The sequence below is a fragment of the Leptospira alexanderi serovar Manhao 3 str. L 60 genome, assembly GCF_000243815.2.
GTDB lineage: Bacteria > Spirochaetota > Leptospiria > Leptospirales > Leptospiraceae > Leptospira > Leptospira alexanderi.
Window position 1 is genome coordinate 1 of record NZ_AHMT02000036.1, and the last position, 15,000, is coordinate 15,000.

The 15,000-nt window shown below is 41.8% G+C and carries 15 protein-coding genes and 2 pseudogenes (1 of these 17 only partly in view); 7 read left to right on the forward strand and 10 right to left on the reverse strand.

The genetic code is table 11. The features are described 5' to 3' along the window. Positions 1–438: 438 nt before the first annotated feature. Positions 439–910, reverse strand: a pseudogene (locus LEP1GSC062_RS11790) (hypothetical protein); the annotation flags it as partial. Between LEP1GSC062_RS11790 and LEP1GSC062_RS11795 the strand changes: the two are divergent. Together LEP1GSC062_RS11795 and LEP1GSC062_RS11800 are read left to right on the forward strand one after the other, a co-directional pair. Beyond that, positions 899–1,159 (forward strand): integrase core domain-containing protein, encoded by a 261-nt coding sequence (locus LEP1GSC062_RS11795; RefSeq protein WP_020984363.1) that lies wholly within the window; start codon positions 899–901, stop codon positions 1,157–1,159. The pseudogene LEP1GSC062_RS11790 and the gene LEP1GSC062_RS11795 overlap by 12 nt on opposite strands. A 198-nt stretch (positions 1,160–1,357) precedes the next feature. Then, positions 1,358–1,756: a SufE family protein gene (locus LEP1GSC062_RS11800; RefSeq protein ID WP_004496916.1), complete on the forward strand. Its 399-nt coding sequence runs from the start codon at positions 1,358–1,360 to the stop codon at positions 1,754–1,756. Positions 1,757–1,765: 9 nt separating this feature from the next. Here LEP1GSC062_RS11800 and LEP1GSC062_RS11805 read toward each other — a convergent pair. The 8 genes and pseudogenes from LEP1GSC062_RS11805 to LEP1GSC062_RS11845 all read right to left on the reverse strand — a co-directional run bounded on the left by LEP1GSC062_RS11805 (position 1,766) and on the right by LEP1GSC062_RS11845 (position 10,588). After that, positions 1,766–2,333, reverse strand: a pseudogene (locus LEP1GSC062_RS11805) (TPM domain-containing protein). Between the two features lie 16 nt (positions 2,334–2,349). Continuing rightward, positions 2,350–3,357, reverse strand: coding sequence for a TPM domain-containing protein (locus tag LEP1GSC062_RS11810; protein ID WP_020984394.1), 1,008 nt, complete (start codon positions 3,355–3,357; stop codon positions 2,350–2,352). Positions 3,358–3,368: 11 nt separating this feature from the next. Then, the gene (locus tag LEP1GSC062_RS11815) at positions 3,369–3,971 is read right to left on the reverse strand and encodes a LemA family protein (RefSeq protein WP_010576248.1); all 603 of its coding nucleotides are present in this window, start codon (positions 3,969–3,971) and stop codon (positions 3,369–3,371) included. A 70-nt stretch (positions 3,972–4,041) separates the two neighbouring features. Further along, positions 4,042–4,314, reverse strand: coding sequence for a DUF736 family protein (locus tag LEP1GSC062_RS11820; protein ID WP_020984365.1), 273 nt, complete (start codon positions 4,312–4,314; stop codon positions 4,042–4,044). Between the two features lie 121 nt (positions 4,315–4,435). Then, positions 4,436–4,573 (reverse strand): hypothetical protein, encoded by a 138-nt coding sequence (locus LEP1GSC062_RS23995; protein WP_010576246.1) that lies wholly within the window; start codon positions 4,571–4,573, stop codon positions 4,436–4,438. A 605-nt stretch (positions 4,574–5,178) separates the two neighbouring features. Continuing rightward, entirely contained in the window at positions 5,179–7,536 is a 2,358-nt protein-coding gene (gene amt, locus LEP1GSC062_RS11825) for an ammonium transporter (protein WP_010576245.1), read from the reverse strand. 1,127 nt (positions 7,537–8,663) lie between these two features. Next, complete coding sequence (locus LEP1GSC062_RS11840; RefSeq protein WP_010576244.1) at positions 8,664–10,001, reverse strand: peptidoglycan recognition protein family protein; 1,338 nt, start codon at positions 9,999–10,001, stop codon at positions 8,664–8,666. Further along, on the reverse strand, positions 9,998–10,588 hold the full coding sequence (locus LEP1GSC062_RS11845) for a hypothetical protein (RefSeq protein WP_010576243.1): 591 nt from the start codon (positions 10,586–10,588) through the stop codon (positions 9,998–10,000). Before LEP1GSC062_RS11845 ends, LEP1GSC062_RS11840 begins: the two co-directional genes overlap by 4 nt. Before the next feature lie 109 nt (positions 10,589–10,697). Between LEP1GSC062_RS11845 and LEP1GSC062_RS24000 the strand changes: the two genes are divergently transcribed. Continuing rightward, complete coding sequence (locus LEP1GSC062_RS24000) at positions 10,698–10,859, forward strand: hypothetical protein (protein ID WP_010576242.1); 162 nt, start codon at positions 10,698–10,700, stop codon at positions 10,857–10,859. Between the two features lie 151 nt (positions 10,860–11,010). Here the strand turns inward: LEP1GSC062_RS24000 and LEP1GSC062_RS11850 are convergent, their stop codons facing one another. Further along, positions 11,011–11,823 (reverse strand): tetratricopeptide repeat protein, encoded by an 813-nt coding sequence (locus tag LEP1GSC062_RS11850; RefSeq protein ID WP_010576241.1) that lies wholly within the window; start codon positions 11,821–11,823, stop codon positions 11,011–11,013. A gap of 108 nt (positions 11,824–11,931) precedes the next feature. Between LEP1GSC062_RS11850 and ribH the strand changes: the two genes are divergently transcribed. The 4 genes from ribH to LEP1GSC062_RS11870 form a co-directional block, all read left to right on the forward strand. Beyond that, entirely contained in the window at positions 11,932–12,393 is a 462-nt protein-coding gene (ribH, locus tag LEP1GSC062_RS11855; RefSeq protein WP_010576240.1) for a 6,7-dimethyl-8-ribityllumazine synthase, read from the forward strand. Further along, complete coding sequence (gene nusB / locus LEP1GSC062_RS11860; protein WP_010576239.1) at positions 12,394–12,810, forward strand: transcription antitermination factor NusB; 417 nt, start codon at positions 12,394–12,396, stop codon at positions 12,808–12,810. Further along, positions 12,803–14,869, forward strand: a complete 2,067-nt coding sequence (locus tag LEP1GSC062_RS11865; RefSeq protein ID WP_010576238.1) for a tetratricopeptide repeat protein — start codon at positions 12,803–12,805, stop codon at positions 14,867–14,869. Before nusB ends, LEP1GSC062_RS11865 begins: the two co-directional genes overlap by 8 nt. Before the next feature lie 92 nt (positions 14,870–14,961). Then, positions 14,962–15,000 carry the start of a HEAT repeat domain-containing protein gene (locus LEP1GSC062_RS11870; RefSeq protein ID WP_039941930.1) on the forward strand. It continues 1,206 nt past the right edge of the window, so only the first 39 of its 1,245 coding nucleotides appear in the window; its start codon is at positions 14,962–14,964; its stop codon lies off the right edge, out of view.

The window sequence follows — 15,000 nt, forward strand, 5'->3', positions numbered from 1 at the left end:
TCTCCATTTGGATGGATTTAGATTTCATTCCAAGTGCTTCCGTTCGGAAATACACGTTTCCGTTTTCATCCTCTAAAATTCGACCAAGAACTCCTTTCTTTGCTTCTAAACGAACCAATGTATCCAAATTCGATCCAGAAATATCCGTATAACTTTGTGAGCCCGCAATTGGTATCTTGTTCCTTTCACCTTGCGTTTGATAATAATAATTCTTACGAGCTTCCGCTACTTTAGCCTCAAAATCACCTTTGGAAATTTTACCTTCCTTGTAATCGAGATACGCATCAATCTCTGTTTTCAATCTACCCACTTTCGCTAAGCTCAATTTGTTTGCAGAAGGCATTTCGCTGTTATCTGTAAGCGCATCTCCGTCCATCATGCTACTCATCTGCTCTTGCATTTCTGCGTATTCCATATCAAGAGCGTTCGCATCACCACCATGATCACCACCAAACAACGCTTTCTTGATCGCATTCCACCCGTTCGAGAGGTTCTCCCCATTGATACCGCCCATAGCCCCGACCGCACCATCCCAAGCTGACTTACCGACAGCACCAATGCCACTCACTAAACTCCCCATTCCGTTTAAAATATCATCGAGTAAATTTCGATTCGCGGCGGAATGATCAGGGTTGTTCGGTTTGCTGAAAAGATTACCGAAAAGATTTTTGTTAAAGCCGTATTGAACGTCGCTACTTAAGCCACCGTATTCCGAAACCGTCCAAGAAGGCGTTACGCTCAGAAGTGGACCGAGACCCGACGTTAGACCAACTGTTGCTCCGTAACCGGCTTTCGTATCGTAACTAAGACCCAAACTACCAGACGAACCTTGGCCGTATTGACCTCGGATATTTGCACTCACTCCCGAAGATTGATTGTCTCGACCGATATTATTCACATGGACTCCGGACTTCCCGTAATAACTTCGTATAGCATACATTATACGAAGTTATACGAATCTTTGATTCAAAAGTTATCGGAATGGATTCAGATCTACAATCAAGAACGACCCAACAGAGCAGGCCGTTATCTTCTCACTCCACTGGAAATTTACGAAGGCAAATCCGTTGATTCCAATTTGTTAAAAGAACAATCGAAGAGCGCCAAAAACAAAGATACGAGGAAAACAGAGTTACATCCTGCGGTGTTTGTTAGTTAAACGGGATTAAAAACCGGAAAATTAACTCCAATATCATTTACGCTTTTAGAATATGATGTTTCTCTTCACATTCCCCTGCAACTTCCGTACCGGTTCACTATTGTGAACCGGTACGTCCAGTTTTCCCTCGGAACGTGCAGCGCTCGATAGGTTTTTCTGATTGCTTGCGAGAGAATTGAGGAAAAGTTGGAAAGAGGCATGAGTAGTATTGCGGGAGTTCAGAAAGAAATCGTGTCCGAATTTTCGGAATGTACGGATTGGCAGGAGCGCTATCAACTTCTAATAGAAATGGGAGACGAGCTCGGATCGCTTCCCGATTCCGTAAAAACTCCCGAACGTTTGGTTCCCGGATGTCAATCTAGAGTTTGGATTGTTGCCGAGGAAAAAGACGGTAAGATAGAATTTCAAGCGGACAGCGATTCGGCGATTACCCGCGGGATGATCGCTCTTCTTATTCGTGTTTTTTCTGGACGTACCAGAGAGGAGATCAAAAATACTCCCCTCGAATTTTTAAAAGAGATCGGTCTTGACAAACATCTTTCGATGTCTAGACGAAACGGTCTCTATTCCATGGTTAATATTCTCCGAAATAGCTGAAGGATCTTTTTACATCACTTCCGGTCGATCCGACAGTTCGTTTGGATTTTGTTTTTCTTCGGGAGGAAAATGTTTTTGAAGAAGCCGCGTGAATTCTTCAATTGCGGAAAGAACACTCCCAGAATAATTTCCTGAACGAAAACCGCTTTGCATCCGTTCACAAATTTCATCTAACGCAGATTGTCCGATCTTTTTGTAAATTTCTCGATCCGCTAAAAGTTCGATTTTACGATCGGTCAATTGGACATAGATGAGAATTCCGGTGTTTTTTTCCGTGTCCCAAACCCTTTTTTCGGAAAAGAGTTCCATCGCTCTTTGTTTTGCGTCGAGACCTTTTATCACCCGGGAAACCGGAAAACTACCTTCTAAAATGATTTTAATTTCGCCTTGGTGGGCGCGTTTCCGAATTGGAAACCGCGGATTCTATCCTTTGAAGGTCTTCCCGGCTGAAATACTTTTTAAATCGATAAGATTCGGATTTATCCGTCGCAAAGGAAAAAAAGGATAAAACGGATTCCAGCCAATGAATCCAAATTCTTCGAATGTCCGAGCGTTCGTTCGTATATTGATTTATCATAATATTCGAATTTCTTTTACCAACTTCCGGAGGCTCCTCCGCCTCCGGAACTTCCGCCACCCCCGCTCCAGGAACTTCCTCCTCCGCTTGAGGAAGAGGAGCTGCTCCAAACCGAGCCTGAAGAGGATTTGGATCCATAACCGAACAAAAAAATTCTCCAGAACGACTTACGGGCGATATTTTTCTTTATCTCGCCCATAATTAGGATGAATGCGATGAATAAAATCGCAAAACAAATCGTGAGAATTATGGAGGTTGATAAAAAGTGAAAAAAGAATCCGACTCCGGTTAGAATCACTAAACCGACTATTCCTGATGTTATTAGAATCGCCACTGCAAAGATTGCGACAGGGATTAGGACAGGTAAGAAGACAATATCTTTATCGAAATCATCTTTTTGTTCTATGGTTCGAAATTCTTCTTCTGTGATTGGTGAATCTACATTTATATCGGAAGGAGGCGCGCTTGCACCTGTTTTTGGCAGTTCTTCTCCGTCGATTTTTGTGATGAGTTTGTCAATCCCGTCGGAGACTCCTTGAAAGTAATCTCCGTCCCGAAACCGAGGAATCATAAATTCTTCTATGATTCGTTTGGCGATCGCGTCCGGAATTGCACCTTCTAAACCGTAGCCGACTTCGATCCTTGTTTTGTGGTCTTGGATGGCGACTACGATCAAGATACCATCGTCGATTCCTTTTCGGCCGAGTTTCCATGTTTCAAAAACTTTGACCGCGTATTCCTTGATGGTCCGGCTTCCCGTGGAGCCAACGATCAGTACGGCGATCTGACTTCCTTTTCTTTTTTCAAACGCGATTAACGTGTCTGTGAGACTTGATTTTTGCGCGTTTGTTAGAGTGGAGGTTGTATCCGTAATCTGAGTCCGGAGAGGCGGAACGACCGGGTCTTCCGCTTTCCATTCCTCCTTGAAAAGAATGTAAGGGAAATTTTTCATCTTTAAGTTCCAGCCTGCCGTAGTTACGTAAAGACTGATAAAGAAAACGATTCCGAATCTGAAAGGAAACATATTCAATTTTTTTAAAATTTAACTTCGGGTGGTTTTGAGATTTCCTTTTCGTTTTCGACCGTAAACGAAGGTTTGGTGTCGAATCCGAAAAATTTTGCGGTTAGATTGTTTGGGAATTTTCGGATTGTGACGTTGTATTTTTGCACGGCTTGAATGTAGCGATTTCTAGCCACAGTGATTCTGTTTTCGGTTCCTTCAAGTTGGGCCTGTAGATCCCGAAAATTTTCATTAGATTTTAGCTGAGGATAATTTTCCGCGACCACGAGTAATCTGGAGAGTGCGGAAGTCATTTGTGTTTGAGCTTGCGCGTATTTCTTAAAAAGTTCCGGATTGTTGAGCGTTTTCTCGTCGGCTTGAATTGAACCGACACCGGCTCTCGCTTTTGTTACTTCGACGAACACTTTTTCTTCTTGGAACGCATAACCTTTCACGGTGTTGACTAAGTTCGGTATTAAATCCGCTCTTCTTTGATATTGGTTTAATATCTCGGCCCAAGAAGCGGTTACTGCCTCGTCTTCTTCTTGAATCGTATTGTAGCCGCAGTTGGAGGAGACAAAAGACGCCAATGTCAGTGTAACGACCAAAAACAGCTTGGGATGAATTTTCGTTTTCAAGAAATTACTTTCTCCTATAGCGGTGGATTCTTTTACGCTTAAACCCGGATTGTAAACAGAATTTTATTCTTCAAAACGGAAAGTCTTCTTCTATATCCGTAAAGTCGTTTCCGTCCGTTTCGACGACTGTGGAATTTTTTTCGGATTTTTTTTCGAGAGTCGGTTCCGAAAGGCTTAGAGAAAGATAATTCTTTCCAGTTGTAGATTTGCGAATCCATCCCGCAAGTCGATACGTTTTTCCTTCCAGAAATACCTTACCCGTATAATCCGGTTGAGTTTCTTTTTCCTTGGTTGCGTTGTTAAAAAGACATCCTTTCTTTTCTTTGAGTGTGTATTCAGCCATTTTCATTTTCTCCTTTTCTTTGTTCTTACAAATGTTTCTTGAACTCGAGTTTAAATTTGGTCCTCAGTAAGTTTGGTAGAATCCTGATTGGATCCACTCACTCAAGTATTGCTTTTTTGTTTTATGCGGCTTCGGATTTACGACGTAGCGCTTCTTTTTCCAAGACCCTTTTACGGATTTCTTCGATCAGTTTATCTGCGAGAATTTCCGCGATGGCTTCGATTTTTTTGTCCATCGATTTTGAAGTTGTGTTTTGCATGTTGTTTACCTCTCAATTTGAATTTTAGGATACGGGTTACCCGGGACAAAAAGAGGTGAGCGGCGCTTTTTTTAGGAGACTTTGGATCATTTTTTTACATTCCCTCCAAGATTGTATGAATTTCTATGACTTCGATCTGACAGCGGCGGAAGTTCTTCCCATTTAATTTGAAATTGTAGTAGTTCCTACATTTTAGAGTTTCTAACTGTTTCAAGAAAGATTGAATTTTTCCCTCAAAATGAATTTGTGTAGGAATTCCTGCGGATTTCTTTTTCAGAGGTTCTGGATTTGCTTTCTCGCAGCGATTTCATGTGGAACTTAAGCGAATATCTTTATAAATGAGATTTAAAAAACGGAATATTATAGAATCTCAATTTTTAGGATAACTTCGGCTCTTTCCCAACTATAGAATCGATCATTCAATTTATAACTTGAGGATTTTATAATAGAAAATTCGAATTTTAGGATAAATTTTGAAACGATTTGTCGAAATTTATTTTAAGATTGAAAGATCCGACTCGTGAATCTATACGTTCTACTCAATAGCTAAAAGCTTGTCCCAACACCTTAAGAGAAATCGGCTATAGTCATTCAACATAATTGAATTAACTGGTAAACAATTCTTGCGAAACGTTTTGTTCTACCCGGAAATTTCGGACGAGAGAATTGAGAATTCCAGCGAGCTGTTTTAAAAAATCGCCCGTTGCTGTTAACTCTTCCGATTGTGCCGAAATTTCGCGAAATGCTTCGTTGATAAGATCCACCGATTTGTAAAGATTTCCGATTTCAGAAAATCGTCCTTCTATGTCTGTTGTAATGATCTCACTCTGATTTGTGATTGAAATGTTCAGACGATTCAGATTTTCGATCAGATGGGAATAGTGGGAACTGCTTTCACGTATCGTTATGTGAGTCATTGCAAGAGATCTAAATTCTTCCGTTAAGTTTTTGAAAAACTCCACAGTGGTATGAACGGTGCTTTTTCCTCGTGAAACTGTGGATTGAATTTCCCCTAGGATTTCCGAAGCCTTTTTGGTGCTTTCTTGTGTGTTCGACGCAAGCTTATTGATCTCTTCCGCGACCACTCCGAATCCTTTACCGGCGGCTCCGGAGCGTGCGGCTTCGATGGATGCGTTGATGGAAAGTATTCCTAACTTTGCCGATATGTCGTTGAGAAGTTTTACGAGGTTTTCCACTTTTTTGGCGGAGAAACCGATATCGTTTATATCGGATTCAAGGTGATTGAGTTCTTTTCTGCTCAATTCGATCGTTCTGACAGATTCTTCGGATTTTTCGGAACTATCTTTCAAGTTGGAATCGAACTTTTGAAATCCGACTACGAGTTCGCTTAACAATTTCTTCGCGTTCGTTTCGATTTCTTTCTGTTGAGAGACGGAGGATGATATTCTTTGGAACGATTCTCTGAAAGAATCGAAGATGGAAGTGACTTCTTCGAGGTTTGTGGCCTGTTCCTGGATTCCGTGACTCATTTTTCCCCATGCGGTTGAGATTTCGAACGCGGAGTTTTCAAGTTCGTTCGACTTTTCTTTGATCGTGTAGATCATTTGTCCTAAGTTGGCGAGATAACGATTCATCAAAAATGCGATCGCTCCCGCTTCCGTTCCTGAATCCACGTGAATCTTACGAGTTAAATCCCCGCCTCCTTTAGAAAGATCTTTGAGAGAATGGATGAGATCGATCCAACTGGAACCGGCTCCGTGCTCGGTGACGTTGAGCCCTTTTTCTTCGAACTCTTCGTTGACCCTGATTCCGATCGAAATTTTCAAAAGCAAAAATAGGATCAACCCCAATCCAAAGGCCCAAAAAGAGCAGATTACAACTCCGATGAGTTGAGAGAATATTTGAATATCTTGATTTTCTGATAGAGCTGGAAGCAAAAGAGTGCCTAAAATTCCGCAGACTCCGTGGACCGGAAACGCTCCTACGACGTCGTCCAGTTTTAGAATTTTTTCCAATATCCAGGATGTTATAACGACCGACACTCCCGCTACCGAACCGATAATCAGTGCGGCGTAAGGTTGAATCGCGTGACAGCCCGCGGTTACCGCTACCAAACCGCCTAAAACTCCATTCATACAGTCTTCCACCGAAGCAACTCTGTAAAAAATCCAAGAAAATGTAATCGCAAGGATTCCTCCGGCACTTCCGGAAAGACTCGTATTCAAAATGATCAATGGAACTCCGTCTGTAAAAGAAAGTGTACTTCCTCCGTTAAATCCGAACCAACCGAACCAAAGGATAAAAACACCCAAAACCGAAAAGGTAAGATTATGTCCGTGGATCTTTCTTGGAGTTCCGTCTTCCTTGAATTTATCTTTTCTCGGACCTAAAACGATCACACCCGCCAACGCGATCCAACCACCTAACGAGTGTACTACGGTAGAACCGGCAAAGTCTACAAATCCGGTTTTAGCTATCCAACCTCCTCCCCAAGTCCAATGACCGAAAACCGGATAGATGAATATGGAAACTACGATTGACACGACTAAATATGCTGAAAATTTAATACGTTCGGCCACCGCACCGGAAACGATGGTGGCCGCTGTTCCCATAAACGCGACTTGAAACAGAAAAAACGAAAATTCTTTACCGGCTTTTAGACCGTTCAAAAAGAAATGATTTGTACCGACCCAACCTTCGTACGAAAATCCGAACATCAAAGCGAAACCCACACAGAAGAACGCGATTGTTCCGACGATGTAATCCATAAGATTTTTCACTGCGACGTTGATCGTATTTTTCAATCTGGAAAGGCCGGTTTCCAACATTAGAAAACCTGCCTGCATAAAGAAAACTAATGCGGCGCAGAGGATAAGCCAAATTGGGTCGACGGTTTTAGATAATTCCAGAGCCGGAGATTCGGAAAATAGAGGAGGATTGATTCCTAAAAAAAGAATCAGGACGATTTTGCTTATAACTCTATATCTCTTTGGGTTTTTCATATAAATGTATTTATCCTTTCCCTCTGATGGTTTCTTTCAAAAATAAGAGAGGTTTATTTACAGCGCGTCCCAAAACCTGCGGAAACGATCCTTAGAGAACCATAACCTTACCCACAAGTACTTGGATCTCAAAATAAATCTGTCGGAATTACGACAAAATCCTCTGTGAAACTTAGTTCCCACAACACGCCCTAAACACCGACCCATAGGAAGGTGTTTGCTGAGTTCAGGAAGCGTTCTGCCTGAGTTTCCCCTGATTTTGGGTGGAGGTGGAAAACTCGGGAGGTTTTTCTCTATCAGAAAATTATACTTTTTGCAAGTAAAAAGTCTCATTCTCGTCGGAACACTTGCATTTTATTGTGCATAAAGTTCTATCCACTAAAATCTAACCCCTAATCACTAACACGTCGGAACACTTGCATTTTATTGTGCATAAAGTTCTATCCACTAAAATCTAACCCCCTAATCACTAACACGTCGGAACACTTGAAAAATATCAGTTTTTGATCCTATTATCCCAAAAGCCTTCTTAATTTGTGGGGTTGGTTATGATAGAGAACAGTGCCGCTTTAGTTTCTTTTGGGATAGGTTCTTATTCTAGGAAAAGGCGATTCTGTCCTACTTTTCTAATTTGCTTTGATCGTGTTCGAAAGTTCTAAATCATAGCCGGGCTTACATTGACAACCTTTCGAAAATTGGTGAGAATCGTCGAGTTCTTTGGTTATAAATTTAGTATTTGTCCCAAAATCTAAAGAGAAATTACGATCTTGATTGCTTAAAGCTCGTCTCAAAACCTCAAAAAATATCTCTAAAAACGTCCGGCAAGTTTCTAAAAAAATGTAATAGTTTCCCACAGATTACGTCGTATTAAGGTTTTTTCCTGTCGTTTAAAATTGTAGTTCCTACAATTCTAAGATTGGGACAAGTTTTTGCTCCGATACTAAAAGAACAAAAGAATTTTTATTCTGTGGATTTGGATCGGACTATCTGTAAATTTTCTATAAACTTTTATGGTAGGTTTTGATTACATAACTATAAAATTCAAATATCGTTCGAAAAACATAAGACACTATGGTTTAAAATGAAATTTGATAGAGATATCGATAAAACGGCGAAAGGTAAATTCTTTATGGTTGAAAATAAGTGAACAGAAGAATCCAATTGTCGCTCTGTCTTTCGAACCAGTTTTCCTCCGGATAAAAAGTTCCGCCGACCTGATCCAGAACTTCTTTCATATAGGGTTCGCCCGGATCGAAATCCTTGCCGTCCAGATAAATCGAACCTCCCCATTTTTTCTTAGCTTGGGTATGAGAATAGATTCCACGTAAAGATTCCACACGCTCGTTGGTGAGAGGAATCTTATATTTTTCGGAGAGTTCTTTAACGAGACGAGCGACCGCTTTGGTCTGTTCTCGGTTTGCTAAAAGCGCTTCTGTATCCTTCCCGACGATTTCCACCTGAAAACAGTTCGAATTTGTTCCTGCGGCTGCGGCGGCAACATCCAAGATGGAATCTAAAAGTTGATAGACTTTTCCGTCTTTATCCGCAAGAAACGTTGCGGATAAATTCCGTTTTTCTAATATTTCTAAAGTTTTTTGGTAATCTGGAATTGCGGTGTAATGCAACACAATACAATCGGGGCGAATTGATCCCCGATAATTATAACGAAGTCTTCTTTCTTCGGGGGCTTTTCCGTCGGAAGTTTTTTCGATTGAGTTCAATTCGACGATCGAAGCGGGGGTTATACCGCGACCTCGATTGTATGTCGGGACAATTTTTTTACCGGATGAGTCCACGAATTTTTCCTTACGTATCACCCAATCGGAAACGAATCGATCTTTCCATTCCGTTTCTGGAAAAAATTTGCCCTGGAGCTTGGAAAAAACGGCGGAAAGAACTTTTTCACTTCCACATTCTCCCGTATCTAGAAAATGACCGAATTTTTTCTTACTCTGAGTATGGGTAAAAACTCCCTTTCCGGAGGTTATATCATAGTTATTTAGAGAAATTGAATGTTCTTTGGAAAGTCTTTGAATTAAATCGGCGAGAGCTTTCAATTGGATCTCGTTTTTTAAAATGGAGTCGTTTATTCCTTCCCAGGAAACGTGAATCGTAGTTTCGTCCATTCCGGGTGAGGCTCTATAAATAATTTTAGAAGGCTCTTCCACGCCGTATACGCTTCCGTTTTCGAGAACGATAAAATGAACCATCCATCCGGAAGATTTGCTTCTGTCCAAGTATTCTTCCGCTTTTAAACCGGAAGTGTGGTGTAAAAGAATTGATTTTACTTGGAAGGACCAACGCCTTTTCCCGATCGTATCGAGGGATTCTTTGCCGATTCCTAAAGTCAAAAAAGGAAGGATACGATCCTGCTCCTGAGTAAAAGCGGGGGATTTTTTCGCTTGAGAAAAACAACTCAAGATAAAAACGAAAAAGAGGAATGTGGTAAATGCGGGAATTTTCATATTCCGGAAACCTTGTCTCTAAGACGAGTAAGATCCTCTCTTAATTTTTCGAGGGTTCGGGAAAGTTTTCTGTGACGATTAATAAGATCCGAATATTCGGAAATTCTAAAATTAATTCCCTTCTTTCTTTTTTCGTCAACTTCCTCAGGGATTAGGGGGATATCATTGAATATCTCCTCCGATAAATCAAACTCTTGGGTAAGTTTTTGGTAGTGGGTAGAACACGCCGAAAAAAATTCGGGAGAGAAATTTGTTTTGGAGGATTCGATCTGTTTTCCAAGCGTATCCTTGGCTGATTTTAAGAATGAAAAAAGAGACTGATTATCCCGGACTACTTCGTTTAGGGATGCTTGTAGATGAATTTCCGTTTTACTTTTGGAGTGAAGAACTCCTCTTCTTGCCTTCAGATAGATCAGATAGATCAAAACGATTGATACGATAAAGATGAAAGAAAATAAGAAGAAGGTTCTTTTTTCGTAGATCCATTCCAAGGTTTCCCATTGGAACAGATCAGGCGCGTATGCGGCGAAGGCCGATCCGATCAAAATAAGAAAGATAGAAGAATAAAAGAAAACGCGAGTTGCCATTCGATTTCATGACATATTTCCAAGGCACGCTTGTCAAGGAAGCTTCTTCCCGAAAGAAAACCCTCGGTGAAATTTAAGATCGTTCGGGACTTTTCCGATATACAAATAGATGGAAGAACCTACTCCAAAACCGCTTTCCACGTCTAAGGTAGTAAATTTCGGGCTTTATAAAATCAAAAAAGCTCTTAGAGAAGAGGGTTTTGAAGTCGTGGAAAAACCGGACGGAAATATTTCACTCGTAATCCGCGTGAGTAAGGAAAAGCAAAGATAAGAGGAATCAGTAATATTTCTTTATTGAGGATGTATACCGATCTCTTGTTGAGTATATCCAAGAATTGATTTTCTCCGCAAGGCGGACGCAATGATAATTTTTTTATCGATTGCATCAGAACTTTAAAATATTCTTATATTTTTTCCAAGACTTACATCGCGTCCGGATCGGCGTCAGGAAGTTCCACTTCTTCCCGTTTGGGTTCCGGTTTTAGAAATTCTCCACATTTTTGCGAAAGTTGTTCGTGGATTTTCCATTTGTCTCCGGCGAGCGGCATCACTCTTAGATAAATCCTGTAGTTACGGATCGAACCTTTGCAGTAACCGCCTTTCAGGTACAATTGACCGAGAAGTTTTCTTGCCGCAGGATGAGCCGGTTCCATTTCAATGACCTGGTTGGCTAGACGGACGGCTCTGTCCGGATTATTTGCCACGAGTTTTTTTGCTTCTTCCCAAGCGGGAACGATTTCTTTTTCGTACTTTCTATAAAGATTGGTGTTTCCCATCTGAAACAAACGGAAGATGATCGCGTCTTCTTTTCCGTTCTGGCAGATTCCGTACCAAACGTCCTCTTCTTTTTCGGTAATTCGATTGGCTCTGATTCCGGCTAACCTGGAACCGTCTATACAGCCTGTGGCTTCGAAAAGATCCTTCATCGCTTGTGGGGAAGTGGCGAGAATTCTTCTGGCTCTGTTTTCGAAACTTGCGATCTCGTCTTCGGGGAGAGAATCTTCCGGGTTCGGAAGGTCTTGTAAGCCGGACAAAACTCTCAACTTGATGTTGGATTCCAATACCCACTCGGGTAGATCGAGTGATTTTAAGAATGCGTTTTCTTTCGGAAAAATTCTTCGATAGATGGAGCACTCTGATAAACTAAGAATGATACAAAGAATTAAAACGAAACGCTTCGAAGAGGGGAAAAGCGATCCTGAGAGGACTTTTTGATTTTTCAGAAAAGACAGCAAACGATTTATCCTTGACTCTATATTAGGTCAGTATGTCCTAATATAGATATTTTAATTTACCTTAATGGTAACCTATGATTTCTCAATAATAGAATCAATCAGGAATCTATGATCCAAGAACTGAAAGCAGATCTAAACGGAAAGGGACAGAAACATTGTGTGATTGTCTCCCGTTTTAACGAATTTATCACTGAAAGCCTTTTGAAAGGGGCACTTGAGTCGTTCCGCATGCATGGAGTTAAGGAAGAAGACGTGACCGTGGTGCGAGTTCCTGGTGCTTATGAAATGCCTGTCGTAGTTGCCAAAATCGCCGCTTCCAAAAAATACAATTCCATCGTTTGTTTAGGTGCGGTAATCCGAGGCGCAACTGCTCATTTTGATTTTGTTGCGGGAGAATCTGCAAAGATCGGATCGATCGGAGTTCAACATTCCATTCCGGTTGTTTTTGGTGTGTTGACCACGGATACGATTGAACAAGCGATCGAAAGAGCGGGAACCAAGGCCGGAAACAAAGGCGCGGAAGCCGCAGCCACGGCGGTGGAAATGGTGAACTTGCTTTCTCTTCTTTAAATGTCGGCCAGACGCACTTCCAGAGAAATCGCCGTAATGGCTCTTTACCAATTGGAACTAACGGGACCTCCGCTCAAAGAGGTTCTCAAGTTCAAATGGTACGATAAAAAGACCGAACCAGAGGAAAGAGATTTTGCCGTTTCCATCGTAAATGGTGTTGTGAAAAATCAGGAACAGATCGATACTCTGATCAAGAAGTACTCTAAGAATTGGGATTTTTCAAGAATCAGCGTCGTAAACAAAGCGATTCTTCGTTTGTCCGTATACGCTTTATTGTATACTTGGGAAGTTCCGAAGAACGTTACGATCGACGAAGCGGTGGAACTTACGAAAGAATTTGAAAGCGAAGAATCCGCCCGGTTCGTGAACGGAATCCTGGACGCAATTCTCAAAAACGAAATCAAATCCGATGGATAAAGAAATCCGAAAAAACAGGTTGTTCTTAGAGGGAATCGAGGAGAAAGAACTTTATTTCCCAGAGGATCAAGCGCCGGTTCGGATTCGCAGATCATACAATAAACTTCTTATATTCTGGATTTTGATGGGTCTTCTCGTTTTAGGCGGACTCGGCTTTGCCTTATATCATCAATTTTTCCGGAAGTCGTCTTCTGAGTCCGAATTTGCGGGAGCCTTCAACAAAGATCTGATTCAAAATAAGTCGGACATCAATCGTCTATTAGAAAGACCTTATCTTCCGGACGGAAACGCAAATCCACAGTTGACAAAGTGTATCAATCTTTATAAGGAAAGATTTACCAGACAGGCCTTCGATACTTGTAATGAATTTCTGAATTCCACGGGAACACAAGAAGAGAAGTCAATCGCGCTTACGGTTCTCGGAGTGATTCACGACGAAAGCGGACGTTATCCGCAAGCGATTGAAAGACTTCAGAAGGCGGTTCAGTATGATCCTAAGAATTTTTACGCTTATTACAACTTGACTCTTTCCTACAAACACGCAGGAAGATTTGCGGATGCTAGAATGGCGGCTCTCAAGGCAAAGGAAATTGCGCCGAATGATCCGAGAGTTTCTCTGCTTGCGGGGAATTTATTCAACGAGTTGAACGATCCCGATGCGGCGATCGACGCGTATAAAGAGGGACTTTCTTCTTCTCCCGATGATATGTATCTGACCTACAATCTTGCGGTCAGTTATTTTAAAAAGGGAGAGATTCCCCAAGCCGAGGAGGAATTTAAAAAAGTAGTGATGAAGACCCCTTCGGGAAGACTCGCGGCCTTATCGTATTCTTATCTGGGAAACATTGCTTACAACAAGCAGGATTACAAAGGTGCGGAATATTATTTTCGTCAGGCGAGCGCACTTTCCCCGAACGAAGCGAAGTATCTCTACAATCTCGCGGTCGTATTACAAAAGAACGGAAATAAAGAGGAAGCACTGAAGTATCTGGAACTGGCGAGAGACGCGGGTGCGAACGATCCCGAAATCTATAGACTGATCGCGGAAGGATTCTCCAATTTGAATCAGGGAGAAATGTCTATCTCCGCACTTCAAAAAAGTTTAAAGTATAATCCGACGGATATCGATTCTCTCTTTCAACTCGCGGAAGCATACTACAACAAAGGCGATCTTCTTGCTGCGGAAGAAACGTACCGTAGGATCGTTTCTTCCACTCCCGGAGATAGTTTTACGGAGACTGCGCTTATCAATTTGGGAGTGGTTTTGGATCAGATGGAGCGGTATGGGGAAGCGATCGCCGCTTTGAATCGTGTCGTCGATCTCAACCCTAAAAACGCGAAGGCGTATCATACGTTAGGACTTGTTTATAAACATTCCGGGAATGGGACCCTTGCCATAGAAAACTGGAGAAAATCCGCTGCGATCGAGCCGGAAAATATTCAAAGTCGGGAAGCTCTCGGCGATTATCTACTTGAAAATAAATTCTTTCGGGAAGCGGTGGAAGAATACACCGGAATTGTAAAACACAAAGACGACGCTTACAAGGTGTATCTCAAAATGGCGGAAGCCTATATGGGAATGCAGGACGATGGGAACGCCGAAAAGATCCTTCTGAAGGTGTTGAATACTTCGAAAGACGGCGCGGACCTGAAGAACGCTCATAAGAAATTAGCGCTATTGTATAATAAATCCAAGGACCCCGATTTAAAAAATAGGGCCAAGGACGAAGCGTTTCGATCCGCTCATATGGATCCGGATGATATGGAAGGTCGATTGGTACTTTCAAAAATTCTAATAGATTCCAATTCGATCTTGGATCGAGAGAAGGCGATCGACGAATTGATCGCCATCGTAAGATCCGATGTCAGACCGAAAATCGCCGCGACCGCATACAACTATCTCGGAATCTGTTATTATAAAAACGGGGAATTCAAAAGGGCGGTGCGAGCGTTTCAGAGTTCGATCGACTTGGATCCTTCCTTGTCCGAAGCATACGAGAACAAACGCGCCGCATCCGCCGCCTTGGAGGAATCTACGCGTAGAGAGGGGTTTTTCTGAAGAATTTCTTTTTTAGCGTTCTTGTTCCATTCTTTCTCATCTCTTCGATCGCCGCCGCAGAAACTCTAAAAGACGAATTTAAGGAAAATGTACTGAATTTTTCTAAGTCTCAGGCTTCCGCGATTTCCGAG

What these genes read in the sequence shown, in the direction of transcription:
- LEP1GSC062_RS11795 (WP_020984363.1), top strand. Translation starts at nt 899, where the DNA reads ATGGACTCCGGACTTCCCGTAATAACTTCGTATAGCATACATTATACG.
- LEP1GSC062_RS11800 (WP_004496916.1), top strand. Translation starts at nt 1,358, where the DNA reads ATGAGTAGTATTGCGGGAGTTCAGAAAGAAATCGTGTCCGAATTTTCG.
- LEP1GSC062_RS11810 (WP_020984394.1), bottom strand. Translation starts at nt 3,357, where the DNA reads ATGTTTCCTTTCAGATTCGGAATCGTTTTCTTTATCAGTCTTTACGTA.
- LEP1GSC062_RS11820 (WP_020984365.1), bottom strand. Translation starts at nt 4,314, where the DNA reads ATGGCTGAATACACACTCAAAGAAAAGAAAGGATGTCTTTTTAACAAC.
- LEP1GSC062_RS23995 (WP_010576246.1), bottom strand. Translation starts at nt 4,573, where the DNA reads ATGCAAAACACAACTTCAAAATCGATGGACAAAAAAATCGAAGCCATC.
- amt (WP_010576245.1), bottom strand. Translation starts at nt 7,536, where the DNA reads ATGAAAAACCCAAAGAGATATAGAGTTATAAGCAAAATCGTCCTGATT.
- LEP1GSC062_RS11840 (WP_010576244.1), bottom strand. Translation starts at nt 10,001, where the DNA reads ATGAAAATTCCCGCATTTACCACATTCCTCTTTTTCGTTTTTATCTTG.
- LEP1GSC062_RS11845 (WP_010576243.1), bottom strand. Translation starts at nt 10,588, where the DNA reads ATGGCAACTCGCGTTTTCTTTTATTCTTCTATCTTTCTTATTTTGATC.
- LEP1GSC062_RS24000 (WP_010576242.1), top strand. Translation starts at nt 10,698, where the DNA reads ATGGAAGAACCTACTCCAAAACCGCTTTCCACGTCTAAGGTAGTAAAT.
- ribH (WP_010576240.1), top strand. Translation starts at nt 11,932, where the DNA reads ATGATCCAAGAACTGAAAGCAGATCTAAACGGAAAGGGACAGAAACAT.
- nusB (WP_010576239.1), top strand. Translation starts at nt 12,394, where the DNA reads ATGTCGGCCAGACGCACTTCCAGAGAAATCGCCGTAATGGCTCTTTAC.
- LEP1GSC062_RS11865 (WP_010576238.1), top strand. Translation starts at nt 12,803, where the DNA reads ATGGATAAAGAAATCCGAAAAAACAGGTTGTTCTTAGAGGGAATCGAG.